The organism is Diaphorobacter sp. (assembly GCF_050251835.1).
Taxonomy (GTDB): Bacteria; Pseudomonadota; Gammaproteobacteria; order Burkholderiales; family Burkholderiaceae_C; genus JBFXIE01.
Map to the genome: position 1 here is coordinate 17,489 of NZ_JBFWLZ010000020.1, position 23,166 is coordinate 40,654.

General features: G+C 65.6%; 23 protein-coding genes. 17 read left to right on the forward strand and 6 right to left on the reverse strand.

Annotated features, from left to right (window positions below; genetic code table 11):
• Positions 1–2: 2 nt before the first annotated feature.
• The 5 genes from AB7E35_RS08700 to AB7E35_RS08720 all read right to left on the reverse strand — a co-directional run bounded on the left by AB7E35_RS08700 (position 3) and on the right by AB7E35_RS08720 (position 6,456).
• A complete protein-coding gene (locus AB7E35_RS08700) occupies positions 3–1,532 on the reverse strand; it encodes an N-acetylneuraminate synthase family protein (RefSeq protein WP_428167420.1) in 1,530 nt (509 codons plus the stop codon).
• Positions 1,529–2,860 carry a lipopolysaccharide biosynthesis protein RfbH gene (gene rfbH / locus AB7E35_RS08705; RefSeq protein ID WP_428163191.1) on the reverse strand — a complete coding sequence of 444 codons (1,332 nt, stop codon included), beginning with the start codon at positions 2,858–2,860 and terminating at the stop codon, positions 1,529–1,531. The genes AB7E35_RS08700 and rfbH overlap by 4 nt, the downstream gene beginning before the upstream one ends.
• On the reverse strand, positions 2,857–3,924 hold the full coding sequence (rfbG, locus tag AB7E35_RS08710) for a CDP-glucose 4,6-dehydratase (protein ID WP_428163190.1): 1,068 nt from the start codon (positions 3,922–3,924) through the stop codon (positions 2,857–2,859). Before rfbG ends, rfbH begins: the two co-directional genes overlap by 4 nt.
• On the reverse strand, positions 3,915–4,685 hold the full coding sequence (gene rfbF / locus AB7E35_RS08715; RefSeq protein ID WP_428163189.1) for a glucose-1-phosphate cytidylyltransferase: 771 nt from the start codon (positions 4,683–4,685) through the stop codon (positions 3,915–3,917). The genes rfbG and rfbF overlap by 10 nt, the downstream gene beginning before the upstream one ends.
• Positions 4,686–4,896: 211 nt before the next feature.
• Entirely contained in the window at positions 4,897–6,456 is a 1,560-nt protein-coding gene (locus tag AB7E35_RS08720) for a flagellin (RefSeq protein ID WP_428163188.1), read from the reverse strand.
• Between the two features lie 334 nt (positions 6,457–6,790).
• Here AB7E35_RS08720 and AB7E35_RS08725 point away from each other — a divergent pair, with 334 nt between their 5' ends.
• The 4 genes from AB7E35_RS08725 (at position 6,791) to AB7E35_RS08740 (ending at position 10,806) form a co-directional block, all read left to right on the forward strand.
• Positions 6,791–8,353 (forward strand): flagellin, encoded by a 1,563-nt coding sequence (locus AB7E35_RS08725; RefSeq protein WP_428163187.1) that lies wholly within the window; start codon positions 6,791–6,793, stop codon positions 8,351–8,353.
• Between the two features lie 201 nt (positions 8,354–8,554).
• Positions 8,555–9,997: a flagellar filament capping protein FliD gene (fliD, locus tag AB7E35_RS08730; RefSeq protein ID WP_428163186.1), complete on the forward strand. Its 1,443-nt coding sequence runs from the start codon at positions 8,555–8,557 to the stop codon at positions 9,995–9,997.
• 65 nt (positions 9,998–10,062) lie between these two features.
• On the forward strand, positions 10,063–10,503 hold the full coding sequence (gene fliS / locus AB7E35_RS08735) for a flagellar export chaperone FliS (RefSeq protein WP_428163185.1): 441 nt from the start codon (positions 10,063–10,065) through the stop codon (positions 10,501–10,503).
• 3 nt (positions 10,504–10,506) lie between these two features.
• Positions 10,507–10,806: a flagellar protein FliT gene (locus AB7E35_RS08740; protein ID WP_428163184.1), complete on the forward strand. Its 300-nt coding sequence runs from the start codon at positions 10,507–10,509 to the stop codon at positions 10,804–10,806.
• A 246-nt stretch (positions 10,807–11,052) separates the two neighbouring features.
• Here AB7E35_RS08740 and fliE read toward each other — a convergent pair whose 3' ends face one another.
• The gene (gene fliE / locus AB7E35_RS08745) at positions 11,053–11,364 is read right to left on the reverse strand and encodes a flagellar hook-basal body complex protein FliE (RefSeq protein WP_135147849.1); all 312 of its coding nucleotides are present in this window, start codon (positions 11,362–11,364) and stop codon (positions 11,053–11,055) included.
• A 174-nt stretch (positions 11,365–11,538) separates the two neighbouring features.
• Here fliE and fliF point away from each other — a divergent pair, with 174 nt between their 5' ends.
• The 13 genes from fliF to fliR all read left to right on the forward strand — a co-directional run bounded on the left by fliF (position 11,539) and on the right by fliR (position 22,979).
• Entirely contained in the window at positions 11,539–13,233 is a 1,695-nt protein-coding gene (gene fliF, locus AB7E35_RS08750) for a flagellar basal-body MS-ring/collar protein FliF (protein ID WP_428163183.1), read from the forward strand.
• A 123-nt stretch (positions 13,234–13,356) separates the two neighbouring features.
• Positions 13,357–14,352 (forward strand): flagellar motor switch protein FliG, encoded by a 996-nt coding sequence (gene fliG / locus AB7E35_RS08755; RefSeq protein ID WP_428163182.1) that lies wholly within the window; start codon positions 13,357–13,359, stop codon positions 14,350–14,352.
• Between the two features lie 25 nt (positions 14,353–14,377).
• On the forward strand, positions 14,378–15,121 hold the full coding sequence (locus AB7E35_RS08760) for a FliH/SctL family protein (protein WP_428163181.1): 744 nt from the start codon (positions 14,378–14,380) through the stop codon (positions 15,119–15,121).
• A complete protein-coding gene (gene fliI, locus AB7E35_RS08765; RefSeq protein WP_428163180.1) occupies positions 15,111–16,514 on the forward strand; it encodes a flagellar protein export ATPase FliI in 1,404 nt (467 codons plus the stop codon). The genes AB7E35_RS08760 and fliI overlap by 11 nt, the downstream gene beginning before the upstream one ends.
• A gap of 29 nt (positions 16,515–16,543) precedes the next feature.
• Positions 16,544–16,996, forward strand: a complete 453-nt coding sequence (gene fliJ, locus AB7E35_RS08770; RefSeq protein ID WP_428163179.1) for a flagellar export protein FliJ — start codon at positions 16,544–16,546, stop codon at positions 16,994–16,996.
• Between the two features lie 2 nt (positions 16,997–16,998).
• Positions 16,999–18,351: a flagellar hook-length control protein FliK gene (locus tag AB7E35_RS08775; protein WP_428163178.1), complete on the forward strand. Its 1,353-nt coding sequence runs from the start codon at positions 16,999–17,001 to the stop codon at positions 18,349–18,351.
• A gap of 353 nt (positions 18,352–18,704) precedes the next feature.
• Positions 18,705–19,274, forward strand: a complete 570-nt coding sequence (locus AB7E35_RS08780) for a flagellar basal body-associated FliL family protein (protein ID WP_428163177.1) — start codon at positions 18,705–18,707, stop codon at positions 19,272–19,274.
• A gap of 15 nt (positions 19,275–19,289) precedes the next feature.
• A complete protein-coding gene (gene fliM, locus AB7E35_RS08785; protein ID WP_428163176.1) occupies positions 19,290–20,294 on the forward strand; it encodes a flagellar motor switch protein FliM in 1,005 nt (334 codons plus the stop codon).
• Positions 20,284–20,745, forward strand: a complete 462-nt coding sequence (fliN, locus tag AB7E35_RS08790) for a flagellar motor switch protein FliN (protein ID WP_428163175.1) — start codon at positions 20,284–20,286, stop codon at positions 20,743–20,745. The genes fliM and fliN overlap by 11 nt, the downstream gene beginning before the upstream one ends.
• The gene (locus AB7E35_RS08795) at positions 20,729–21,154 is read left to right on the forward strand and encodes a FliO/MopB family protein (protein ID WP_428163174.1); all 426 of its coding nucleotides are present in this window, start codon (positions 20,729–20,731) and stop codon (positions 21,152–21,154) included. The genes fliN and AB7E35_RS08795 overlap by 17 nt, the downstream gene beginning before the upstream one ends.
• Positions 21,147–21,923 (forward strand): flagellar type III secretion system pore protein FliP, encoded by a 777-nt coding sequence (gene fliP / locus AB7E35_RS08800; protein ID WP_428163173.1) that lies wholly within the window; start codon positions 21,147–21,149, stop codon positions 21,921–21,923. Before AB7E35_RS08795 ends, fliP begins: the two co-directional genes overlap by 8 nt.
• Positions 21,924–21,933: 10 nt before the next feature.
• Positions 21,934–22,203 (forward strand): flagellar biosynthesis protein FliQ, encoded by a 270-nt coding sequence (fliQ, locus tag AB7E35_RS08805; RefSeq protein WP_428163172.1) that lies wholly within the window; start codon positions 21,934–21,936, stop codon positions 22,201–22,203.
• Between the two features lie 5 nt (positions 22,204–22,208).
• Positions 22,209–22,979: a flagellar biosynthetic protein FliR gene (gene fliR / locus AB7E35_RS08810; RefSeq protein WP_428163171.1), complete on the forward strand. Its 771-nt coding sequence runs from the start codon at positions 22,209–22,211 to the stop codon at positions 22,977–22,979.
• Positions 22,980–23,166: the final 187 nt, after the last annotated feature.

The window sequence follows — 23,166 nt, forward strand, 5'->3', positions numbered from 1 at the left end:
GGCTAGTCCATCCAGTAGCTCAAAAGGGTTTTGCGGTCGCGGTTGGCGTTGACCGCTTCATCGGTATAGAACGAGTCGTCACTGATGTGCGTGGAAGACAGTTCCTCGATGATGACGCCCCCCGCGCTGTAGAAGGCGTGGCGCACGCCGGGCTCGATGGTGACCACGTCGCCCGGGCGGCATGGGCGCTCCACGCCGTTGAGCGAGAGCGTCATTTCCCCATGCAGCACATGGAAGGTTTCTTCCTTTTGCCGGTGGTGCTGCTCGGGGTGGTGTTGGCCGGGCAGCAACATCAGCAGCTTCTTGCAGTAACTGCGGTTGACCACGGTGAGCATGGTCAGGCCGGCCTCGTCGAAGCGCTCCAGGCCGTAGTGGTGCGAGATTTCCAGGTCCACGCGTGCGGGCACCACCACATGGCTGGCGGCCAGTTGGGCGCGCACGCGCTGGACGATCTCCCACACCTTGGCGCGCATGTCGCGCTGGCTGGTGTTGTGGGGGGTCAGCGCGGCGTCGGCGGCAACGGCTGTTTGGGCGGTGAAGGTGGCGTATTTCGACCAGTCGTTGGCGGTGTATTGCCCGTCCTGCGGCGGGAAGGCGAAGTACACGTCTTCGGCGTGCACGGTTTCCCCCGCGGCAATCGACCGCCGGGCGAAGATGCCGCGCTGTAGGCTGCGCAGGCTTGCGCGCTCCACAGGATTGGCAGGCTGGCGCTGCACGCCTTCTCCGCATAGCAGTAGGGCGCGTTGGGCAGCCTCCAGCCAGCGCTGCACTTGCTGCGGGCTGGCCGAGTAGGCGTTGAGCGGGTACTGTGCGGTAGGCAGGCCGACGTGTTTTTCGAATACGCGCGCGCCTTTGGCCAGTGCCATTTGCACGATGTCGGTGCTGTCCGGGTCTTCGTGCGTGGAAAAGCCCACGTGCACGCCAGGGTAGCGCCGCTGCAAGAAGTCAATCTGCGACAGGTGCATGTGCGCGTCCGGCGTGGGGTATTCGCCCACGCAGTGCATGATGGCGAAGTTTTTCTGGCGGTGCGTGAGGAAGCTCACCAGGCGGTCAATCTCCTCCAGCGTGGCCCCTGCGGTGGAGGCGATCAGTGGGCGCTGTGTCTGCACCACGCGTTCTAGCAGCGGCCAGTCGCTCATGGAGCAACTGGCGATCTTGATGGCGTCCAGGCCTTGATCCTCGATCACGGCCACCGATGGCTCGTCGAACGGGGTGGACAGGCACAGAAAGCCGTTGGCGCGGATTTCTGCCACCAGGCTGTCGAACTGTTTGCGTGTCAGCCGCGTCTCGCTGAAGCGTTTGATGTACTTCACATCATCGCGCCCTCGCATGGCCTTGTGGATGAAGGTGTCCAGGTCGCGGTACTGCAGCTTGAAGGCGAACTGGAACGGAAACGGCTTGCACACCTCCGCAAAGGCGCGGACCAGCGCCACGCCATGGGCTAGGTCGCCCATGTGATTGTTGGCCATCTCCAGGATAAACAGCGGCTGCGTAAATAGTGCGGAAGCGGTAGGAGGCGTCGTCGTGCTCATGTGTGTCGTGTCTTTCCGCCTTTAAAGGCTTCGATCTGGCTGGCTGCGTAGTCCAGGTGGTCTTCAGTCAGCCCAGGCCAGACGCCGATCCAGAAGGTGTCGTGCATCACCTTGTCGGTCACACGCAGCTCGCCTGTGACGCGGTAGGTCTGGCCCTGCATGTAGGGCTGGCGCGTCAGGTTGCCGGCGAACAACAGGCGCGTGCCGATCCCGTGGGCGTCCAGATGCTGTAGCAGCGCCGTGCGGTCAATGCCGCAGCCGTCACGCAGGGTAAGCGTGAAACCAAACCACGAGGGATCACTGCCCGGCGTGGCCTCGGGCAGCACCAGCCAGTCCTCGCAGTGCGACAGGCGCGCGTGCAGCCAGGCGAAATTGCGTTTGCGCGCGGCGATGAAGGCTTCCAGGCTGTCCATCTGCGCTAGGGCGCAGGCGGCCTGCATGTCGGTGATCTTGAGGTTGTAGCCCAGGTGCGAGTAGGTGTACTTGTGGTCATAGCCTTGCGGCAAGCTGCCCAGTTGGCGGCAAAAACGTTTGTTGCACGTGTTGTCCTTGCCGGGCGCGCAGTAGCAGTCACGCCCCCAATCGCGGAACGATTCGAGCGCGCGTTTGAGTATGGGTGAGTTGGTGAATACCGCACCGCCCTCGCCCATGGTGATGTGGTGGGCCGGATAGAAGCTCAGTGTGCCGATATCGCCGAAGGTGCCAACCATCTTGCCGTCACAGGTTGAGCCCAGCGCGTCGCAGCAGTCCTCGACCAGCCACAGCCCATGGCGGTCACAGACTTCGCGCACCACTTTCAGGTTGAATGGGTTGCCTAGCGTGTGGGCCAGCATGATGGCTTTGGTGCGCGGGCTGATGGCGGCCTCCAGTTGTGCCACGTCAATGTTGTAAGTGCCCAGCTCCACGTCAACGAACACCGGCACGGCGCCGAACTGCAGGACTGGGTTCACCGTGGTCGGGAAGCCTGCGGCCACGCCGATCACCTCGTCGCCCTTCTGAATGGCGCGTTCGCGCAGCAGTGGTGAGGTCAGCGCCGAGAACGCCAGCAGGTTGGCAGAGGAGCCAGAGTTGGTGGTCAATACGTGGCGCACGCCCAGGTAGCTGGCGAGGCGCTGTTCGAAGGCTTCGTTGAAGCGGCCCGTGGTCAGCCAGCCGTCCAGTACGGCGTCGGTCATGGCGCATAGTTCGGGTGCGCCGATGACCTTGCCTGAAGGCGGCACGGTGGTTTCGCCAGGGACGAAAGGCGCTGGCGCGTGGTAGCGCTGTGCATACATTGCCACCAATTCGCCAATGTGCTTACGCAGGGATGGTTCGTCAGGGAAGTTCATTGGGCGCTGTCTTGAAAGGCTGCAATTTGCATACGTGTGAAATCCTGCATGTCTTTGCCTGTACGCCAAGCACTGTGCCAGTCGGTAGTGCGTGCCAGTGTCTGTGCCAGTGTCCAACGCGGGCGCCAGTTCAAATGTTGGTTTGCTTTGGAGGAGTCCAGTGCCAGCCGTCCGGCCTCATGGGGCTCGCGCGTCTGTTCCTCGATGCGCCATGCCGCCGGTCCAGGCCATAGCGCCGAAAGCTGCGCTATCACATCGGCCACGCTGGCCAGTCCTTCGGAGTCTGGGCCAAAGTTCCAGGCCGATGCGGTGTGTTCCTGGCCCTCTGCCAGCGACTGGGCCAGAAGCAGGTAGCCGTGCAGCGGTTCCAGCACATGCTGCCAGGGGCGGGTGGCATGGGGGTGGCGCAGCGTCAGGGTTTCGCCGCGCTCCCAGGCGCGCAGGGCATCGGGCACCAGGCGGTCGGGCGACCAATCACCGCCGCCGAGAACATTGCCCGCGCGCGCAGTGGCAAGTGCAACGCCGCTGTCTTGCAAAAACGAAGCGCGCCACGAGGCACACAGCAGTTCCACGCAGGCTTTGCTGCTGCTGTAGGGGTCGTATCCACCGAGTGCATCGTTTTCACGGTACGGCCAGGGCCATTCGCGGTTGTCATAGCATTTGTCGCTGGTGACCACCACCACCGCGCGTACTGAAGCGCAGCGGCGAGCGGCTTCCAGCAGGTACACCGTGCCCATCACGTTGGTAGCGTAGGTTTCGGTAGGTGCTGCGTAAGACGCGCGCACCAGCGGCTGCGCCGCCAGGTGCAGGATCACTTCCGGCTGGAATGCAGTAACGGCAGCGTCCACGCGCGTGATGTCGCGGATGTCTGCTAGCGCGCCGGGTGTCAGTTCGTCCAAACGTGCCGCCAGCCACAGCGAGGGAGTGGTGGCTGGCGGCAATGCGTAACCCTGCACCTTGGCGCCCAGCATGTGCAGCCACAGCGACAGCCAGCCGCCCTTGAAGCCTGTGTGTCCGGTCAGCAGCACGCGTCGTCCAGTCCAGAACGCGGGGCTCAGCTCCATAACCGCCAGGGCGCGTGCCCGCTGTGCCAGCGTTCTTCAAGCATATGGCGGTCGCGCAGGGTGTCCATGGGCTGCCAGAAGCCGCGGTGAAAGTGGCTCATCAACTCGCCGCGCGCAGCCAGCTGACGCATGGGTTCTTGCTCCCAGATGGTGGCGTCGCCCGCAATGCTGTCGAGCGCGCCGGGCTCCAGAACAAAAAAGCCACCGTTGATCCAGCCGCCGTCGCCGTCGGGCTTTTCTTGGAATCCACGCACCTGTTCGCCCCGGATCTCCAGCGCCCCGAAGCGGCCCGGAGGCTGCACGGCCATCACAGTGGCTAGCTTGCCGTGGCGGCGGTGGAACGCCAGCAACGCGGTCACATCGATGTCGGCCACGCCATCGCCGTAGGTCATGCAGAAGGTTTCGTTGCCCAGGTATTTGCGCACACGCTTGAGGCGCCCGCCGGTCATTGTGTGTTCGCCCGTGTCCACCAGGGTCACGCGCCAAGGCTCTGCGTGCTGGTCGTGTATCTGCATGCGGTTTCCGGCCATGTCGAAGGTCACGTCGGACATGTGCAGGAAGTAGTTAGCGAAATACTCCTTGATGACGTAGCCCTTGTAGCCCAGGCAGATCACGAAGTCGTTGATGCCGAAGTGGGCGTAAATTTTCATTATGTGCCAGATGATGGGCTTGCCGCCGATCTCAACCATGGGCTTGGGTCGCAGGTGCGATTCCTCGGAAATCCGCGTGCCCAGCCCACCTGCCAGGATGACAGCCTTCATTGTGGCAATCCTGCGTGGGCGGGACGAAGAGACTTGGCGAGAATCATGTCAGATGTTCATGCGAGTACCAAAATGCTGAGGTTAGCGTAGTGGCCACGAAACATGCGTATGCCAAGCAATCCCAGCATGGATTTTTGAAAAAATGGCTTTCAGCCCTTGCCTGGCAAGCGCTGAAAGATATAAAGAGGGAGTTTTTACTGGGAACCACTGTTTAGTTGAGCAATGCCAGTACCCCCTGCGGAATCTGGTTGGCCTGAGCCACCATGGCGGTGCCGGCCTGTTGCAGGATCTGGGTGCGCGACAGGTTGGCCGTTTCCGCGGCGAAGTCAGCATCCTGAATACGGCTGCGCGAGGCGGACATGTTTTCCGAAGAGATGTTCAGGTTGGCGATGGCCGTCTCGAAGCGCGACTGCAGGGCGCCGTAATTGGCACGCTGGCTGCTGATCGCGGCGATGGCAGCATCCACCATGGCCAGGGTGCGGTTGGCGCCGCCGACCGTGCTCACGTCCATGTCCTTGACGGCCTGCAACTGGCTGGAGGTGGCGGTGTTGGCGCGCATGAAGCCACCTCCTGTCAGCGTCCCCTGGCTATCCGAGGCGCTAAACGACTTGGACGAATCGAGCGTCAACTGGCCCGTGACGACGTAGCCGTTGGCGGCGAAGGTGCCAGTACCCCCCTGACCCGCAATGCCTGTCTGGGCTGTAGGCAGTGGCGTGCCGTCGGGGTTGGTCAAGCCGAAGGTGCTGGTGGACACCGAGTTGTTCAGTAGCTTGATGTCTTCGCCGGAATCGTTGGTGAGGATGATGCGGTTGCCGTCGTCATTCACGCGGGCCGACACGCCGGTCTTTGCCGACACGTCGTTGAATGCCTTCACGGCGGCGCTCAGGCCGTCGGCGGTGAGGGAGTTGACGGTGAACGAAACCGTCGCGGGGGAGCCCGTGGCGTTGTTCGATGCCACCTGCATCGTGTACGAGGCGCCGGAGACCAGGCTGTCGATGCCCACCTCGGTGCGTGCCGAGGCACTCACGCCGGTGAGTTCGGTCTGGGCATTCACCAGGGACGCTACGCTCTTGGCCGAGGCACCGGCCGGGTAAGTGATGGCCTTCTTGCCGTAGGCGCCATCCACGGTCAGCGTGCCGGGGCCGGTGATGCCCGAGGTGGGCGTCGCAGCTTGTGCCTTGACGGAGCCCGGCAGGCTGCCCAGTGTCAGATCGCCGGTGTTGTCCGTCGGCGTTACTGCCTTGCCGCCAATACGGTAGTTGCCGTAGGCACTGGTGCTGAAGTTGGACGAAGTGGCCGTGATGGTCTGGTTGGCATTGGCGCCTACCTGGAACTGGGCGCTGGTGAACGAGCCGTCCAGCAGCTTGCGGCCGTTGAATTCGGTGGTCTTGGCGATGCGATCCAGCTCCGAGGTGAGCTGGTTCACTTCGGCGTTCAACGCTTCGCGATCCGAGGCGCTGTTGGTGGCATTGGCCGACTGCACGGCCAGCTCGCGGATGCGCTGCAGAATGTCGCCCGAGCTCTTGAGCGCACCCTCGGCAACCTGGGCGAGCGAGATGCCGTCGTTGGCATTGCGCGCGGCCTGGTTCATGCCGCGGATTTGTGTAGTAAAACGCTCTGAAATGGCCAGCCCGGCGGCGTCGTCCTTGGCGCTGTTGATGCGCAGGCCCGAGGACAGGCGATTGATCGAGGTATTGAGCGAGGCCTGGCTGACACCCAGATTGCGCTGGGCGGTGAGCGAGGCGATGTTGGTGTTGATCGTCGATGCCATTGCGGAACTCCTGCAGGGCTGGAAATGAACATTACTGCCGGTTCAAGCGTTACCCCTCCGGCGGACTTTTTGGGAACGTTGGAGGGATTGTGGCCAGCGGCTGCTGCGCCGTTGGCTTGATAAGCACGCCAAAAACCGCTCAATCCGCCAATTCAGTCCTAAAGTTTTCCAAGCGCAACCCGAAAACAGAATCAACGGGGCGCATGAAACAAAAAGTGACGACCCGCTGTTCAACAGTCAGCCTGGTTGGGCGCTGTGAACCCTGCGGCCAGACGGTTCTGGGCCCAGTTGGCGGCAACGCCATAGATATGTCAGTTCCTTCAGGAGAGTAGCAATGGCCACTATCAACACCAACGTCGCATCGTTGACCGCCCAGCGCAACCTGAGCATCAGCCAGAATGCGCTCAATACCTCGATCAATCGCCTGTCCTCGGGCCTGCGCATCAACAGCGCCAAGGACGACGCCGCCGGTCTTGCCATTTCCGAGCGTTTCTCCAGCCAGATCCGTGGCCTGAACCAGGCCGTGCGCAATGCCAATGACGGTATCTCTCTGGCGCAGACGGCAGAAGGCGCGCTCAAGAGCTCGGGCGACATCCTGCAGCGTATCCGCGAGCTGGCCGTGCAGTCGGCCAACGCCACCAACAGCGCCTCGGATCGCGAAGCGTTGAACTCCGAAGTGAACCAGCTCACCTCGGAGCTGGACCGCATCGCCAAGACCACTGAATTCAACGGCCGCAAGCTGCTGGACGGCTCGTTCACCAGCGCCCAGTTCCAGGTGGGCGCCAATGCCAACCAGACCATCACGGCCACTTCGTCGAACTTCAGCACCAACTCCTACGGCAACAACCGCATTGGCGCGAAGGCAGCTACCGCCACCGACGCCACGGGCGATTTGACCCAAGGGAGTACCGCAGGCACGAACCTGGTCCTGCGCGGCACCTCCGCCGGCTCGTCTGCGATTACGGGGGGGACGCTGACCGTAGAGGGGGCTGCTGGCAAGAAAGACATTACCTACGGGGCCAAATCTTCTGCCAAAGATGTGGCAGCCTTGGTCAACGCGCAAACCGAATTCACGGGGGTCAGCGCGTCGGCACGTACGGAAGTGGGGATGGACACGTTTGTGTCCGGGGCTTCCTACACCATGCAAGTGGCGTCGAACAACGAAACAAGTGCGCCAGTCACCATTTCGTTCAAGACGAACGGCAACACGGCCGAAGGCCTCAGCGCTGCAGTGAAGGCCTTCAACGATGTGTCGGGCAAGACGGGTGTGTCCGCTCGCTTGAACGACGCTGGAAATGGCCTTGTCTTGACCAATGCTTCCGGCGAAGACATCAAGTTGCTCAATAAGTCGGATGCCGCCAGCGTGTTCACTCTGAAGGCGCTAGACGGCACCAACAATGGAGCAGGTACTGCATTGGGCGCTGCCGTAGCCGGATTGTCCACCGCCGCTTTTGGCACGAACGACATTGTCATCACGGGGCAGTTGACGTTGGATTCGTCCAAGTCGTTCAGTGCCACGGACAGCGCTGGCAGCACGACTGCCGGCTTCTTGAAGGCAACCACTGCGACGGCCAGCCAGATGCAGAAGGTGAAGGACATGGACGTGAGCACGGTGGCCGGTGCCAACCGCACCTTGGCCATGGTGGACGCCGCCATCTCGACCATCGCCAGCCAGCGTGCCAGCTACGGCGCCCTGCAGTCTCGCTTCGAGAGCACAGTGACTAACCTGCAGACCACGTCGGAAAACATGGCTGCCTCGCGCGGCCGCATCCAGGACGCCGACTTTGCATCGGAAACCGCCGCCTTGTCGCGCGCGCAGATCCTGCAGCAGGCCGGCACCGCCATGGTGGCGCAGGCCAACCAGTTGCCCCAGGGTGTGCTGGCCCTGCTGCGCTAAGCGCGGCTTGGGAAGCCGGGCCCCTGAGGGGCCGGCTTTGCAAAGCAAGAAGGAGCGGCGGCGATGCGAGATCGCCGCCGCTTTGTCGCTTGCAGGGATGGACGGTATTTCGGGCACTTTTCGGCGCAATGCGCCTGGCAGCTTGGCTGGACAATCTCTCGATTGGTATTAACCTGACAGTGCATTTATCAGGAGGTGGCTATGGCCAGCTTTACGTCCCTAGGGGTCGGTCTCGGCGGCGGCGTGGATGTCAACGCAATCATTAAATCGTCGGTGGACATGGCGCGCCTGCCCATCACCCGGACTACTGGCCTGACCTACCAGGCCACGATGATCGACGCCAAGATTTCTACCTATGGTCAGATCAAGTCACTGGTGTCCACTTTGTCAGACGCCGCGAGCAAGCTGACGAGCGTGACGGGCTGGAATGCAGTGACCGCTGCTTCGTCGAACAAGGATGCTGTCACCGCGTCGGCGGTGGGGGGGACGGTAGCTTCCACGTTCAGTGTGGAGGTGCAGGGGCTGGCCAAAGCGCAGACCACGACTTCGCAAGCGCTGAGCAAGGGCTTGCCGGTGGGCGCTGGCACGCTGCGCCTGCAGGTGGGCAAGTGGGCGGACTCCTCTACGTTCACGCCTGCCGATGGCAAGACTGCGGTGGATATCACCGTCGGGATCAACGACACGCTTTCCGACATCGCTGGCAAGATCAACGGCGCCAAGGCGGGCGTGACGGCCACCATCGTGTCCGACGCCTCGGGCGAGCGGCTGCTGCTACGCAGTCAGAGCACCGGCGAAGAGGCAGGGTTCCGCATGACGGTCACCGATACCGATGGCGACGATGCTGATGGTTCGGGTTTGTCGCGCCTCATGGATAGCGCCACCACCATCTATGCGGCCGACGCCAAGGCGACGGTCAACGGCATCGCGGTCACCTCGGCCAGCAACACGTTCACGAATACGGTGTCGGGCGTGACGTTCAACGCACTGAAGGAAACGGCCGGGCCGGTTGAGATCACTGTGGCCAGCGACACCTCAAAGGTCAAGGAGAACCTGGACGCCTTCGTGAAGGCTTACAACGCGGTCAACCAGGCGCTCAACACGATCACAGCCTACGACAAGGACACCAAGACGGCCGGATTGCTGCAAGGCGACTCGTCGGCGGTGACACTGCAGAACACCCTGCGCATGGCGTTGCAGTCGGTGGCGGGCGGGGATGGCAAACTGCGGACACTGTCCGATGTTGGCATCAGCACGGCCAAGGGAACTGATCCACTGCGGCCCTCGGGCGACTTGGCGATTGACTCGACCAAGTTCGAAGCCGCGCTCAAGGATCCAGAGGCTCTCAAGGCGTTCTTCCGCGGCGCCGATGGCAACACCTCAAATGGCGTGGGCACCAAGATCAAGTCCACGATCGACGGCTTGCTGGCCGATGGAACCGGCTTCTTCTCCAGCAAGGACAAATTGCTGAAAAAGGCCAAGGATCTGAATGCCAAGGATACCCAGGCTGTGGAAGATCGGGCCACCCGGCTGGAAGCCAGCCTGACGGCGCGTTACGTGGCCCTGGACAGTCAGATGAGCAAGCTCAATGCGCTCAACTCCTACATTGCCCAGCAGGTCACGACATGGAATAAATCCTCGGGCTGAAAGAGCTTCAGTTTGACGGCCTTGTGCCGATAAATTGAATAGCAGCCAGTTTCAGGATTACCGTCATGTTCAGTGCCTTCACTCCCCGCGCCGCATCCGCGTACCAGCGCATCAACGTTGAAACCAGCATGCACACCATCGACCAATACCAGTTGGTCAACTTGCTGCTGGACGGTGTTCTGAATGCCATTGCCACGGCCCGTGGCGCACTGGCACGCGGTGATGTGCTGACGAAGTGCAACAGCATTACCAAGGCCGTGCGCATTCTGGAGGAGGGCTTGATGACGGCGCTGGACCGCGAGGCCGGTGGAGAGCTGGCCCAGAACCTGGGGGCTATCTATGACTACAGCCTGCGCCGTCTGGTTCTGGCCAACGCACGCAACGACGACGCCATGATGCAAGAAGTGATGCGCTTGATTGAGCCGATTGCGCAGGGCTGGAAAGACATGAAGAAAAACAACGAAATGGCCAGCGAAGCAGCGGAACCTGCGCTGGCGGAGGCTTGAAAAATGCCGGAAATGCTCATCGACTACTACAAAGCCATCGAAGACAGCAGCGCCAAGATGCTGGAGGCGGCGCGCCAGAAAGACTGGGACGAGGTGGTGCGCTACGAGGGCGCCTGCGCCGTGCTGATCGAGCAGCTGCGCTATGAGGCCCGCCAGCAGGAACTGGCCCCCGAGCATCGCAAGGAAAAGGCTCGCATCATGCAGCGCATCTTGCGCAACGATGCCCAGATACGCTGCCTGGCCGAGCCATGGCTGGTGCAGTTTGACCACTTGTTCGACGGACAGCCGCAGGTGATGCACTAAGGTTTTTTGGTCAAAAACGGTTCCGGCGCTTATTTATCAAGCGCTGGCAGCTATCAAAACAAGAGTCTCGAAGGCGTGGTCCAGCAAGACAGGCGACGGGGTTGTCTTGCCGCCAAAGCGCCAGGACACCGAACACCGGCTACCGCAAGGTAGCCGGTGTTTTTTAGGCCGGAAATGGCGCTGGCGCTTATCCGTCAAGCGCCAGAAGCTATCAAATGATGAGTGGATGCGCGATGAGCGGTGGTCTTAGACCTGCATGTTCATGATGTCGGTGTAGGCCTGCACCATGCGGTTGCGCACATGCAGCGTGGCCTGGAAGCCGATTTGCGCTTTTTGCATCGAGACCATGGTCTCCTCGATGCTCACGTTGGGGTTTTCCAGCTGCACTTCACGCTGCAGGCCGCTTGCGCGGTCCTGGGCGGCGCTGACCGCCTGCAGGGCGTTTTTGAAGGCGGACGAGAAGCCGGCTTCCTGCACGCCGTCCTGGGGCGCCGTGACGCGGCGCGCCACCTGCGTGCCGGTGACGGGAAGCTGGGAGCTGTTGATGCGCAGGTCCATGGTGGTGCTCTGGGGAAGGCTCGGGATGGGGCAATCGTAGGCGTTTGGCGGATCGGTGGCGTGCGGAAATGATGGCCAAAGGCGCGGCTAATCCGGCCAATGGCGGCGGGGGCGGCTCTCATAATCGGGCCACCGCCAGAGTCTTGCCTGGCGCCAGACCCTTTGGAAAGCACCATGTCTGCAGTAGCCGAAATTCCCGTGACCCCGCCCGCCGCCGCCGCCAGCACTGGCCCGCTGCAGCGGCTGGCGTCGCTTGACCGCACCGCGCGCCTGCGCCTGGGCGCTGCGGCAGCGCTGGTGCTGGCGGTGCTGGTGGCGTTTTTTTTCTACGGCCGGCAGCCCGAATACCGGGTGTTGTTCTCGGGCCTGAACGACAAGGACGGTGGCGCCATCGTGGCGCAGCTGGCCACCATGAACGTGCCCTACAAGTACACCGAGGGCGGCGGCGCCATCATGGTGCCCAGCGACCGGGTACACGACGTGCGCCTGCGCCTGGCCACCCAGGGACTGCCCAAGGGTTCGGTGACGGGCTTCGAGCTGATGGAGAGCAACCGCTTTGGCGTAACGCAGTTCCAGGAGCGGCTGAACTTCCAGCGCGGCCTTGAGGGCGAGCTGACGCGCTCCATCCAGGCGCTGGCTTCGGTGCAAAGCGCGCGCGTGCATCTGGCGCTGCCGCAGCAAAACGGTTTCTTTCGCGAGCAGCAAAAGCCCTCTGCCTCGGTGCTGCTGAGCCTGTACCCCGGACGCACGCTCGATCGCGCGCAGCTGGCGGGCATCGTGCACCTGGTGGCCTCCAGCGTGCCCGAGCTGGCACCGTCGGCCGTCAGCGTGCTGGACGACACGGGCAAGCTGCTGTCGCAGACGCCCGACATGTCCGGAGCGGGCGTGGATGCGCAGCAGCTGGCCTATGTGCAGTTGATCGAGCAGCAATACTCGCGCCGCATCCTGGACTTGCTGGAGCCCGTGGTGGGCAAGAACAACGTGAAGGCCCAGGTGACGGCCGAGGTGGACTTCAGCCACACCGAGCAGACGGTGGAGCAGCACCGGCCCAACCTGGCCCCCGATTCCAGCGCCGTGCGCAGCCAGCAGGTGGTGGAGACCGGCGGCGCCCCCGGCGCGCAGCCGCCCACGGGCGTGCCCGGCGCGGTGAGCAACCAGCCGCCGCAGGCGTCCGCCGCGCCCATCAACGGCGCCAACCCCGCGCCCACGGCGGCGGGCGGCGTGCAGGGCGGCGCGGCGGCGCCGGGCAAGCGCGAGTCCATCACCAACTACGAGGTGGACAAGACCACGCAGGTGACGCGTGGCGGCATAGGCTCCATCAAGCGCGTGAACGCTGCCGTGGTGGTCAATTACCAGTCGGTGAGCGAAGGGCCGGGCAAGCCCCCGGTGACCAAGGCGCTGACGCCCGAGCAGATCGAGCAGATGACGGCGCTGGTGCGCGAGACCATCGGCTTCAACAAAGACCGCGGCGACTCGGTCAACCTGATGAATGCGCCCTTCCTGGTGGAAGAGGTGAACACCGCCGAGCAGCCCCTGTGGAAGCAGCCCGAGATGATCGAGCTGGCCAAGTCGCTGGGCTGGCCCGTGGGTGTTTCGCTGGCGGTGGCGCTGCTGCTGCTGGGCCTGGTGGGCCCGGTGATCAAGGGGCGCAAGCAAGAGTCGCTGGAGGGCGGGCCGCGCCAGCCGGGCGCGCAGCTGGACGCCGTGGCCGGCGAAGAGCTGCAGCGCCCGGCGCTGCCGGCGCCGGTGCAGGCCCAGGACCTGCAGCCCACCGAGGAGCAGCTGCGCCTGGAAGAGGCACGCCAGCTGGCCCGCAGCAACCCGGTGGCCGTGGCCAGCATCCTGAAAACCTGGGTCAATGGCGAATGATCATGAACAACCCCCTGAGGCCCTGCGGGCCGTCCCCCTTCTCTCGCAGCGCTGCGCGTTGCGCGCTGGGGGCGCGCCAGTTGCGCAGGGCGCGGGTCATGCGCGCAACAAGAGGCAAGAGCCATGGATGAGCAAGGACTGAACGACGCAGCCATCATGCTGATGTCCCTTGGCGAGGAAGAGGCGGCCGAGGTTTTCAAGCACCTGTCGCCCAAAGAGGTGCAAAAGCTGGGCGAGACCATCGCCCGCATGCGAACCGTGTCCAAGGAGAAGGTGGACGAGGTCATCAACCGCTTTACCGGCGACGCGGCTGCGCAGAGCCTGCTGGTGTCGGATACCAGCAACTACGTGCGCTCGGTGCTCAAGCGCGCGCTGGGCGACGACAAGGCCGCGCTGCTGATCGACCGCATCCTGCAGGGCGGCGATGTGTCGGGCATCGAAAGCCTGAAGTGGATGGACCCGCTGGCGGTGGCCGAGCTGCTGCGTCACGAGCACCCGCAGATCGTGGCCGCCATCCTGGTGCACCTGGATCCGGACCAGTCGTCCGAGATCCTCAAGCAGTTCACCGAGCGCCAGCGCGCCGAGGTGATGCTGCGCATCGCCACGCTGGAGGGTATCCAGCCCACGGCGCTCAAGGACCTGAACGAGGTGCTGTTCAAGGTGCTGGCGGGCGGCGACAAGGTGCGCAAGAGCTCGCTGGGCGGCGTCAAGGCGGCGGCCGAGATCATCAACCTGATGGGCTCGGGCATGGATGCTGCGGTGCTGGAGTCCATCCGCGGCTACGACATGGACCTGGCGCAAAAGATCATGGACAAGATGTTCGTGTTCGACGACATCGCCAAGATGGACGGCCGCGCCATCCAGACGGTGCTGCGCGAGGTGGCCTCCGAGACGCTGGTGGTGGCCCTCAAGGGCGCCCAGCCCGAGGTGCGCGACAAGATCCTGGCGAACATGTCCACCCGCGCCGCAGATGCCATGCGCGAAGACCTGGAGTCGCGCGGCCCGATGCGGCTGTCCGAGGTCGAGGCGCAGCAAAAGGAAATCCTCAAGACGGTGCGCCGCCTGGCCGACGAGGGCCAGATTGCGCTGACCGGCGGCGGCGACGACGCCTTTGTCTGACGCACGCCAGGCCGGAGACTGACCCATGACGCGCGCGCATCGCCACTACACCCGCTTCATCCCTCGCGAGGAGGTGGGCGATGTCACGCGCTGGGAGTTTGGCGACATCGATGGTGCCAACCCTGGCGGGCCGATCGGCCCCATCGGCCCGGAGCCGAAGGCCCCAGAGCCGGCAGTGATTGCGGCGGACCCGGGCATTCCCGAGGCCGAGCACCAGGCCCTGTTGCAGCAGGCGCATGACGAAGGCTATGCCCGCGGCCTGGCTGAAGGGCAGGAGCAGACGCACTTGCAGTGGCAGCAGCGCATGGACGACTACGTGGCCGGCCAGGGCCGCGAGGCCGCCGAGCGCCTGGCGCGCGTCGCCCAGGCCTTTGAAGACAGCCTGGCTGGCCTGCAGCAGGGCATGGCCCACGAGGTGCTGCAACTGGCCTGCGACATCGCCCGCCAGGTGGTGCGCCAGGAAGTGACGGGCAACCCGCAATCCGTGCTGCCCGTGGTGCGCGAAGCCGTGGATATGCTGGCTGGCGAGGGCCGTCCGGCCACCGTGCGCCTGAACCCCGGCGACTGGGCGGCGCTGGAGCAGCCGCTGCGCGAAGAATGGGGCGGCGGCGCCATCCAGTGGCAGGCCGACGCGGCCCTCGCGCCCGGCGACTGCGTGGTGGAGTCGGGCGGCATGGTGGTGGACGGCACGCTGGACAGGCGCTGGCGCCGCGCCATTGCCGCGCTGGGTCTGACGCAGGCCTGGAGGGACGACGACCATGCCGATTGAGCCAGCCCCTGTCTGGGCGGATTTTGTCGCGCAGGCGCGCGCGCGACTGGCGCCGGGCCTGCCGCTGCACACGCGCGGCACCCTGACGCGCCTGACCGGCCTGGTGCTGGAGGCGCAGGGCATCCGCGTGCCCGTGGGCTCGCAGTGCCAGGTGCAGATGGCCGGGCAGGAGCCCGTGCTGGCCGAGGTGGTGGGGTTTGCGGGCGACAAGGCTTTTTTGATGCCAGCCGGCGACACCCACGGCCTGTCCAGCGGCGCCAGCGTCACACCGGCCGAGGCCTATGTGCCTGCGCTGCGCCTGGGCGTGCAGCAGGCGGATGAGGCCGGCACGGGCGCGGGCGTGCTGTGCCTGCCCATCGGCAACGGTTTGTTGGGGCGCGTGGTGGACTCGCAAGGCAACCCGCTGGATCATGCGGGCCCCCTGGAGCAGGTGGCCGCGCGGCCCATGGACCGCAGCCCCATCAACGCCATGGAGCGCGACCCCGTGCGCCAGCCGCTGGACACCGGCGTGCGCGCCATCAATGCGCTGCTCACCGTAGGGCGTGGTCAGCGGCTGGGCCTGTTTGCGGGCTCGGGCGTGGGCAAGAGCGTGCTGCTGGGCATGATGGCGCGCTACACCCAGGCCGACGTGATCGTGGTGGGCCTGATTGGCGAGCGCGGGCGCGAGGTCAAGGAATTTGTCGAGGACATTCTGGGCGCGCAAGACCGCAGCCGCGCCGTGGTGGTGGCCGCGCCTGCCGACGCGCCGCCGCTTTTGCGCATGCAGGGCGCGGCCTACGCCACGGCGATTGCCGAGTATTTCCGGGACCAGGGCCGGCATGTGCTGCTGCTGATGGACTCGCTCACCCGCTACGCCATGGCCCAGCGCGAGATCGCCCTGGCCATTGGCGAGCCGCCCGCCACCAAGGGCTATCCGCCCAGCTGCTTTGCCAAGCTGCCCGCGCTGGTGGAGCGCAGCGGCAACGGCCTGAACGGCGTAGGCTCGATTACCGCGTTCTACACCGTGCTGTCGGAGGGCGACGACCAGCAAGACCCCATTGCCGACGCAGCCCGCGCCATTCTGGACGGCCACATCGTGCTGTCGCGCGCGCTGGCCGAGAGCGGGCATTACCCGGCCATCGACATCGAGCAATCGGCCTCGCGGGTGATGCACAACGTGGTGCCGCGCGCGCACTTTGACCTGGCGCGCAGCTTCCGGGCCATCTATTCGCGCTACCAGAAAAGCCGCGACTTGATCCAGGTGGGCGCGTACATGAGCGGCTCGGACCCGCAGCTGGACGAGGCCATCCGGCTGCAGCCGGGCATGGTGGCGTTCTTGCAGCAGGACATGCGCGACGGCGCCACCATGGACGCCAGCGTGGCCGGCATGGCCCAGGCGCTGGAAGGTGCTTGAGAGTCCGACGCCATGAAAAGGCACGCCGTATGTCCTCACTGAAAGCCTTTGAAGTGGCCGTCGATCTGGCGCAGCGCCAGCGCGACGCGGCGCGCCAGGCGCTCAAGGATGCGCAAGGCGCCCGCCAGGCGGCGCAGGCGCAGCTGAGTCAGCTGACCGGCTACGCCGCCGAGACGCAGGGACGCTGGGGGGCGAAGACCGGCGGCGCCATGCAGCCCGAGGTGATGTTTCACCACTATCAGTTCATGGGCCGGCTCGATCACGCCATCGGCCTGCAAAACGGCGTGGTCAGCGGGCAGGACGCGCGCGTGGACAGGGCGCGCCAGGCACTGCTGCAGGCCGAGCTGCGCCTGGCCAGCCTGCGCAAGGTGCTGGAGCGCCGCCGCACTGAATTGGCGCTGCAGCAGCAGCGCCGCGACCAGAAACAGACCGACGAGCGCGCATCCCTGCGCGTGAACCGGCCCCAGGACCAGGAGCATTGATCATGGAAAAGACCCATCTTTCCACCCCCGCGCAGCACGGCGCGCATGAAACCCGCGCCGCCCGCGGCGCCACGGGCAAGACCGGCGCCGCGCAGGACGGTGTGCAGCCTGCCGCCCCAGGCGACGGTTTCGCGCTGCTGCTGGCCGCCCTGGGGGGCGACCTTGGCAGTGACCTGGGTAGTGCCCTGGGCAGTGAGGCGGGCAGTGAGGCGGGCGACGCCCTGGCCAGCGTCCTGCCTGCCGCCCAAGTGCAGCAGGACACGCCGGCTGCAACCGGCCTGCCTCCGCCGGACCTGCAAACCGCGCTGCTGGCTGGGCTGCAGCCCGGGGCTTTTTTGGGGGGGGCGCCGGCAGGTCTGGCGGGCGCCGAACCTGACGCCCTGGCAGCGCGCATGGGCCTGGGGCTGGTTCGTCCCGGGCAGGACACGCTGGTGGGCCAGACGGCGCAGCTGGACGCGGGGGGGCACTCGCAGGAGCCGGGCAGGCCGGCGGGCCGCTTTGCCGCAGCGCCTGCGGGCCGTGGCGGGTTGCCGCGCGGATTGGCATCGGCGCTGGATGCTGTCGGGGCGCCGTCCGCGGCCCTGGGCGTGGGCGGCGGCAAGCTGGCCGCCGAGGCAGGCCTGGAGCGGGCGGCAGCCGCCACGACCCAGGTGACCCAGGGGCTGGTGATGGGGCCGGTGATGGTGCAGGCCACGGGCCTGGCCGGTCGGCGCGACGGTGGCAGTGCCGCGGCGCAACCTGCCGCCGAGCTGGCGGGTGAACCGGCGGCGCCCGCTGCGGGCGTTGCAGCGGTGGGTGCGGCAGGCGCCATGGCCGGTGCGGCGCTGGGGGGCGACGCATGGGCTGCGCCTCGGGGTGGCGACGCCGCCGCGGGGCAAGGCCTGGAGCCGCAGTCACCCAGCGTGGCGGATGCCGCCGAAGCCATGCCCGATGCCGCGCAGGCCGGCATGGCCAGCACCGAGGATCAGCTGGCCGAGCAGGTGGCCTACTGGGTGCACCAGAAAACCCAGAACGCCGAGCTGACCCTGGACCAGGGCGGCCAGCCGGTGGAGGTGAAGGTGACGCTGACGGGCGATGAGGCCCATGTCACCTTCCGCAGCGACCAGGCCGAGGCGCGCCAGCTGCTGGACACCGGCGCGGCCGAGCTGCGCGCCATGCTGCAGCGCGAAGGGCTGCAGCTGGCGGGCGTGACGGTGGGCATGTCCGGTGGCGGCGGCGACCCGTCGCGCCAGGGCGGGCGTGACGATGGCCGCCGCGGCGCACGCCAGGCCAGCGTGCAGGCGGCCACGCCGGCAGGCCAAGGGGCGCACGCACGGGGCGGTGTGGGCGAGCGTTCGGTGGATATTTTTGTCTGACCGCTGCCGTCGCGCCAGCCCTAGGCCGGGTGCTCGGCCCGGGGCGCGGCCGCTTTCAGCGGGCGCTGCAATGGCCTGCGGCGGCCTCGTTGCGCCCCCCGCTGCCAATACCTGAATCTGGCGCCAAGCCCGACGGTGAATCCGGGTTGAAAACACGCCCCGCATCCATGCCGGGCGCAAGGGTGGTGGCGCCAAGTCACCGAAAACCCGGGTTTTGGACTCTTATTCCGCGGATCAATCGGGGGCGCCGCGTTCAATAATCGGCCATCCGGCAAATGGCGGGCCGCAGCAGGTCCGCCCTGATGCCGACTTTAGACTCCAGTCACGCATCTGTTGCGCAAGAAAGCCCTGACGTGTCCGAACCCACCGCTGCCCCGGCCAATAGTAAGAAGCTGATCATCATTTTGGTGGTTCTCGTGGTGCTGCTCGTCGCCGGCGGCGCCGCGGCCTGGGTGATGCTGTCCAGTCGCAATGCCGGCGACGAGGCCGACGAGCCCGCCGCCCGCACCAGCCAGACGGCCTCCAAGGCGCCCAAGACTCCCCCGACCTTTTTGCCCATGGAGAACATGGTGGTCAACCTGGCCGACCCCGGCGGCGATCGTTTCGCCCAGGTGGGCATCACGCTGGAGCTGGCCGACAGCAAGACCGCCGACCTGGTCAAGACCTATATGCCCAGCATACGCAGTGGCGTGTTGATGCTGGTGTCGCAGCGCACGACGGACGAGCTGCTCACCCGCGAGGGCAAGGAGCAGCTGGCCGTGGACATCCGGCGCGAGGTTTCGCGCCCGCTGGGCTACAAGGTGCCCAAGCCGCGCAAGCGTGCGGCCAACTCCGCCGATGACGGGAGTGACGAAGACTTTGAGCCGCCGGTGGACAACAACCCTGTGCGGCAGGTGCTGTTTTCCAGCTTCATCATCCAGTGAGGAAGGGCGTGAGCCATGAGTGATTCCTTTCTGTCCCAGGAAGAGGTCGATGCCCTGCTGGAGGGCGTGACGGGCGAGAGCCAGAAGACGGTCAAGGAGGAGATCGAGGCGGGCGCCGTCCGCAATTACGACATCTCCAGCCAGGAGCGCATCGTGCGCGGCCGCATGCCGACGATGGAAATCGTCAACGAGCGGTTTGCGCGCAACTTCCGCATCGGACTGTTCAATTTCATCCGCCGCAGCCCCGAGATCGCCGTGGGCACGGTATCGGTGCAGCGCTACAGCGCTTTCTTGCGCGAGCTGGTGGTGCCCACCAACTTCAACATCGTCGCCATCCGGCCTCTGCGCGGCAGCGGCCTGGTGGTGTGCGAGCCGTCGCTGGTGTTCGGCATCATCGACACGCTGTACGGCGGCGCGGGCAAGTTCCAGACCCGCATCGAGGGGCGCGACTTCTCGGCCACCGAGCAGCGCGTGATCAACCGCCTGGTGGACGTGATCTGCGCCGAGTACAAGAAGGCCTGGCAGGGCATTTACCCGCTGGAGCTGGCCTACCAGCGCTCGGAGATGCAGCCGCAGTTTGCCAACATTGCCACGCCCAGCGAGATCGTGGTGTCCACGGCCTTCCAGCTGGAGATTGGCGACCTGGCCGGCGCCATCCATATCTGCATGCCCTACGCCACGCTGGAGCCCATCCGCGATGTGCTGTATTCCAGCGTGCAGGGCGACGCGATCGAGGTGGACCGCCGCTGGGTGCGGGTGCTCACGCGCGAGATCCAGGCCGCCGAGGTCACCCTGGTGGCCGAGCTGGCGCGCGCCGACGCCACCGTGGAGCAGCTGCTGGCCATGAAGCCGGGCGACTTCATCGAGCTGGAGCGCCAGCCGCGCATCCAGGCCTCCATCGAGGGAGTGCCCATTTTTGAATGCCGCTACGGCACGCACAACTCCAAGTACGCAATCCGCATCGAAGAAAGCCTGCGCAGTACCGACGCGCACTGGGTGGGAGAAAAGAATGTCCACTGAATCCGACCACAACGACAACCCTGCCGGCGACGGCGCATCGGCCGCAGACGATCCATTTGCCGGTTGGGCCGAGGCGCTTCAGGAGCAGAAAAACGCCGACGAGCAGGCCCAGGCCATGGAGATGGGCGGCCCGCTGTCGGGCGAGCCCGCCGCCCGCCCCTACAGCGGCGGCGGCGAGCCGCCGGTGCACGACATCAACATGGTGCTGGACATCCCGGTGCAGCTGTCGGTGGAGCTGGGCCGCACCAAGGTGCCGATCAAGTACATCCTGCAGCTGGCCCAGGGCTCGGTGGTCGAGCTGGATGCGCTGGCCGGCGAGCCCATGGATGTGCTGGTCAATGGCTACCTCATCGCCCAGGGCGAGGTGGTGGTGGTGAACGACAAGTTCGGCATCCGCCTGACCGACGTGGTCACGCCGTCCGAGCGCCTGCGCCGTGTCAGCCGTGGATAACCCGGGCTTCACGCAGACGCTGCTGCTGGTGGTGCTGTTCGTCGGCGCGCTGGCGGCGCTGCCGTGGCTCATTCGCCGGCTGCAGCAGCGCCAGGCAGGTTTGCAGTCGCCCGCCGGGGCGGCCGCGCGTGTGCTGTCGGCCGTGGCCGTGGGGCCGCAGCAGCGCGTGGTGACCGTTGAAGTGGGCCCGGCCCAGCAGCGCACCGTGCTGGTGCTGGGCGTGACGGCTCAGCAGATCAACTGCCTGCACGTGCTGCCGGCGCAGCCCGGCGCAGCCAGCGGTGCAGCAGCGGCAGCGCCATCGTTTGCCGGCGCAATGGCCACGGCCCAGGCGCAACTGCATAACCCTCACAACCCGCACAACCCGCCAGCCGCGGACGGCTCGCAGGGAGGGGTGTTCCATGGCTGAGTGCGCGACACCCATGCGCCCCTTCGGGCGCGCCCTGCGCTGGGGCGCGCTGCTGGCGTGCGCCGCCGCGTGCGCGCCGGCACTGGCGCAAGACCAGGGCGCGCTGCCGCTGGTGATTGGCTCGGGGCCGGGCGGCACCAGCTATTCGGTGCCCATCCAGACGCTGCTGTTCTTCACCGCGCTGTCGTTCCTGCCGGCGGTGCTGCTGATGATGACCGGCTTCACGCGCATCGTGATCGTGCTGTCGCTGCTGCGCCAGGCGCTGGGCACGCAGCAGGCGCCGCCCAACCAGGTGATCATCGGCCTGTCGCTGTTTCTAACGCTGTTCGTCATGGGGCCGACGCTGGACAAGGTGTACCAGGACGCCTATCTGCCCTACACCACCAATGCGCTCACCTTCGAGCAAGCGGTGCAAAAGGCCGAGGAGCCCATGCGCGGCTTCATGCTCCGGCAGACGCGCCAGTCCGACTTTGCGCTGTTTGCGCGCCTGGCCCGGCTGCCCGAGGGCGTATCGGCCGAGACCGCGCCGCTGCGCGTGCTGGTGCCGGCCTTCGTCACCAGCGAGCTGAAGACCGCCTTCCAGATCGGCTTCATGATCTTCATCCCGTTTCTCATCATCGACATGGTGGTGTCCAGCGTGCTCATGTCGCTGGGCATGATGATGCTGTCGCCGGTGCTGGTGGCGCTGCCGTTCAAGCTCATGCTGTTCGTGCTGGCCGATGGCTGGAACCTGCTGATCGGCTCGCTGGCGGCAAGCTTCGCCACATGAAGGATTTCTCATGACCCCGCAGTTCGTTCTCACCATGGGCCGCGAGGCCCTCACCCTGCTGCTGATGATCTCCATGCCGGTGCTGGGCGTGGTGCTGGCCGTCGGTCTGCTGGTCAGCATTTTCCAGGCCGTGACGCAGATTCACGAGGCCACGCTGGCCTTCGTGCCCAAACTGGTGGCGGCCATGGTGGTGTTTGCCGTGGTCGGGCCGTGGATGCTCACCACGCTGGTGGACTACCTGCGCCGCACGATCGAGGCCATTCCCACCGTGGTCGGGTAGCCGCCTTGATCACCTTCACCGAGGCGCAGATCATGGCCTGGCTGTCGCCGGTGCTGTGGCCGTTCTTGCGCGTGCTGGCGCTGTTCACGTCGGCGCCGGTGTTTTCCATGCGGGTGATTCCGCTGCGCACGCGCATCGGCCTGGCCTTTGTGGTGGCGGTGTGCGCGCAGGCGGTGCTGCCCGAGCAGCCGGTCATCGGCCTGAACAGCCGCGAGGCCGCTGGCGCCGTGGTGCAGCAGGTGGGCGTGGGGCTGGCCATGGGCTTTGCGGTGCGGCTGGTGTTCACGGCCGTCGAGCTGGCGGGCGAGGTCATCGGCCTGCAGATGGGCCTGAACTTTGCGTCTTTCTTCGACCCCGCTAGCAACGCGCAGGTGAGCGCTGTGGCGCGGTTCTTCGGCAACATCACCATGCTGCTGTTCGTGGTGATCAACGGCCACCTCATGGTGCTGATGGCCGTGGTGGACAGCTTCGAGCGCTTTCCCGTCAGCGGCAACTTCCTGCAGGTGGTGGGCCAGATGCGGCTGCACGAGCTGGGCGCGTCGCTGTTTTCCGGCGCGCTGTGGATTGCGCTGCCCCTGATTGCCTTGCTGCTGTTCGTCAACGTGACGATGGGCATCATCTCGCGCGTGGCGCCGCAGATGAACATCTACGCCGTGGGCTTTCCGGTCACGCTGACCGTGGGCATGCTCGGCATCACTGCCATGCTGCCCATGCTGGAGCAGCCCATGCTGACGCTGTTGCAGCAGTCCATCGACTTGTTTGCTGCGCGGCGATAGGCGTGCCGCAGCGAAAGATTATTCAAAAATAATAGCTGCCTGCGCTGGTTTGACAAGGGCTACAGGCCTAATAGGCTCACATTCTGGTGCTCTGTGGCCAGCTGGGGGGGGCTGCGCGCCCGTGGTTGGGCGCCGGGGCGTGACCGGTGCGCAGAAAAACCAAACCAAATCCGGCGTCAGCCATTGC

Coding starts and splice junctions, on each gene's coding strand:
- rfbF (WP_428163189.1), bottom strand. CDS start 4,685: ATGAAGGCTGTCATCCTGGCAGGTGGGCTGGGCACGCGGATTTCCGAG.
- fliS (WP_428163185.1), top strand. CDS start 10,063: ATGTTCAGTGCCTTCACTCCCCGCGCCGCATCCGCGTACCAGCGCATC.
- AB7E35_RS08760 (WP_428163181.1), top strand. CDS start 14,378: ATGACGCGCGCGCATCGCCACTACACCCGCTTCATCCCTCGCGAGGAG.
- AB7E35_RS08700 (WP_428167420.1), bottom strand. CDS start 1,532: ATGAGCACGACGACGCCTCCTACCGCTTCCGCACTATTTACGCAGCCG.
- fliI (WP_428163180.1), top strand. CDS start 15,111: ATGCCGATTGAGCCAGCCCCTGTCTGGGCGGATTTTGTCGCGCAGGCG.
- AB7E35_RS08720 (WP_428163188.1), bottom strand. CDS start 6,456: ATGGCATCGACGATCAACACCAACATCGCCTCGCTCACCGCCCAGCGC.
- AB7E35_RS08775 (WP_428163178.1), top strand. CDS start 16,999: ATGGAAAAGACCCATCTTTCCACCCCCGCGCAGCACGGCGCGCATGAA.
- fliE (WP_135147849.1), bottom strand. CDS start 11,364: ATGGACCTGCGCATCAACAGCTCCCAGCTTCCCGTCACCGGCACGCAG.
- fliF (WP_428163183.1), top strand. CDS start 11,539: ATGTCTGCAGTAGCCGAAATTCCCGTGACCCCGCCCGCCGCCGCCGCC.
- fliN (WP_428163175.1), top strand. CDS start 20,284: ATGTCCACTGAATCCGACCACAACGACAACCCTGCCGGCGACGGCGCA.
- fliP (WP_428163173.1), top strand. CDS start 21,147: ATGGCTGAGTGCGCGACACCCATGCGCCCCTTCGGGCGCGCCCTGCGC.
- AB7E35_RS08725 (WP_428163187.1), top strand. CDS start 6,791: ATGGCCACTATCAACACCAACGTCGCATCGTTGACCGCCCAGCGCAAC.
- AB7E35_RS08740 (WP_428163184.1), top strand. CDS start 10,507: ATGCCGGAAATGCTCATCGACTACTACAAAGCCATCGAAGACAGCAGC.
- fliQ (WP_428163172.1), top strand. CDS start 21,934: ATGACCCCGCAGTTCGTTCTCACCATGGGCCGCGAGGCCCTCACCCTG.
- fliD (WP_428163186.1), top strand. CDS start 8,555: ATGGCCAGCTTTACGTCCCTAGGGGTCGGTCTCGGCGGCGGCGTGGAT.
- rfbH (WP_428163191.1), bottom strand. CDS start 2,860: ATGAACTTCCCTGACGAACCATCCCTGCGTAAGCACATTGGCGAATTG.
- rfbG (WP_428163190.1), bottom strand. CDS start 3,924: ATGGAGCTGAGCCCCGCGTTCTGGACTGGACGACGCGTGCTGCTGACC.
- fliG (WP_428163182.1), top strand. CDS start 13,357: ATGGATGAGCAAGGACTGAACGACGCAGCCATCATGCTGATGTCCCTT.
- fliM (WP_428163176.1), top strand. CDS start 19,290: ATGAGTGATTCCTTTCTGTCCCAGGAAGAGGTCGATGCCCTGCTGGAG.
- fliJ (WP_428163179.1), top strand. CDS start 16,544: ATGTCCTCACTGAAAGCCTTTGAAGTGGCCGTCGATCTGGCGCAGCGC.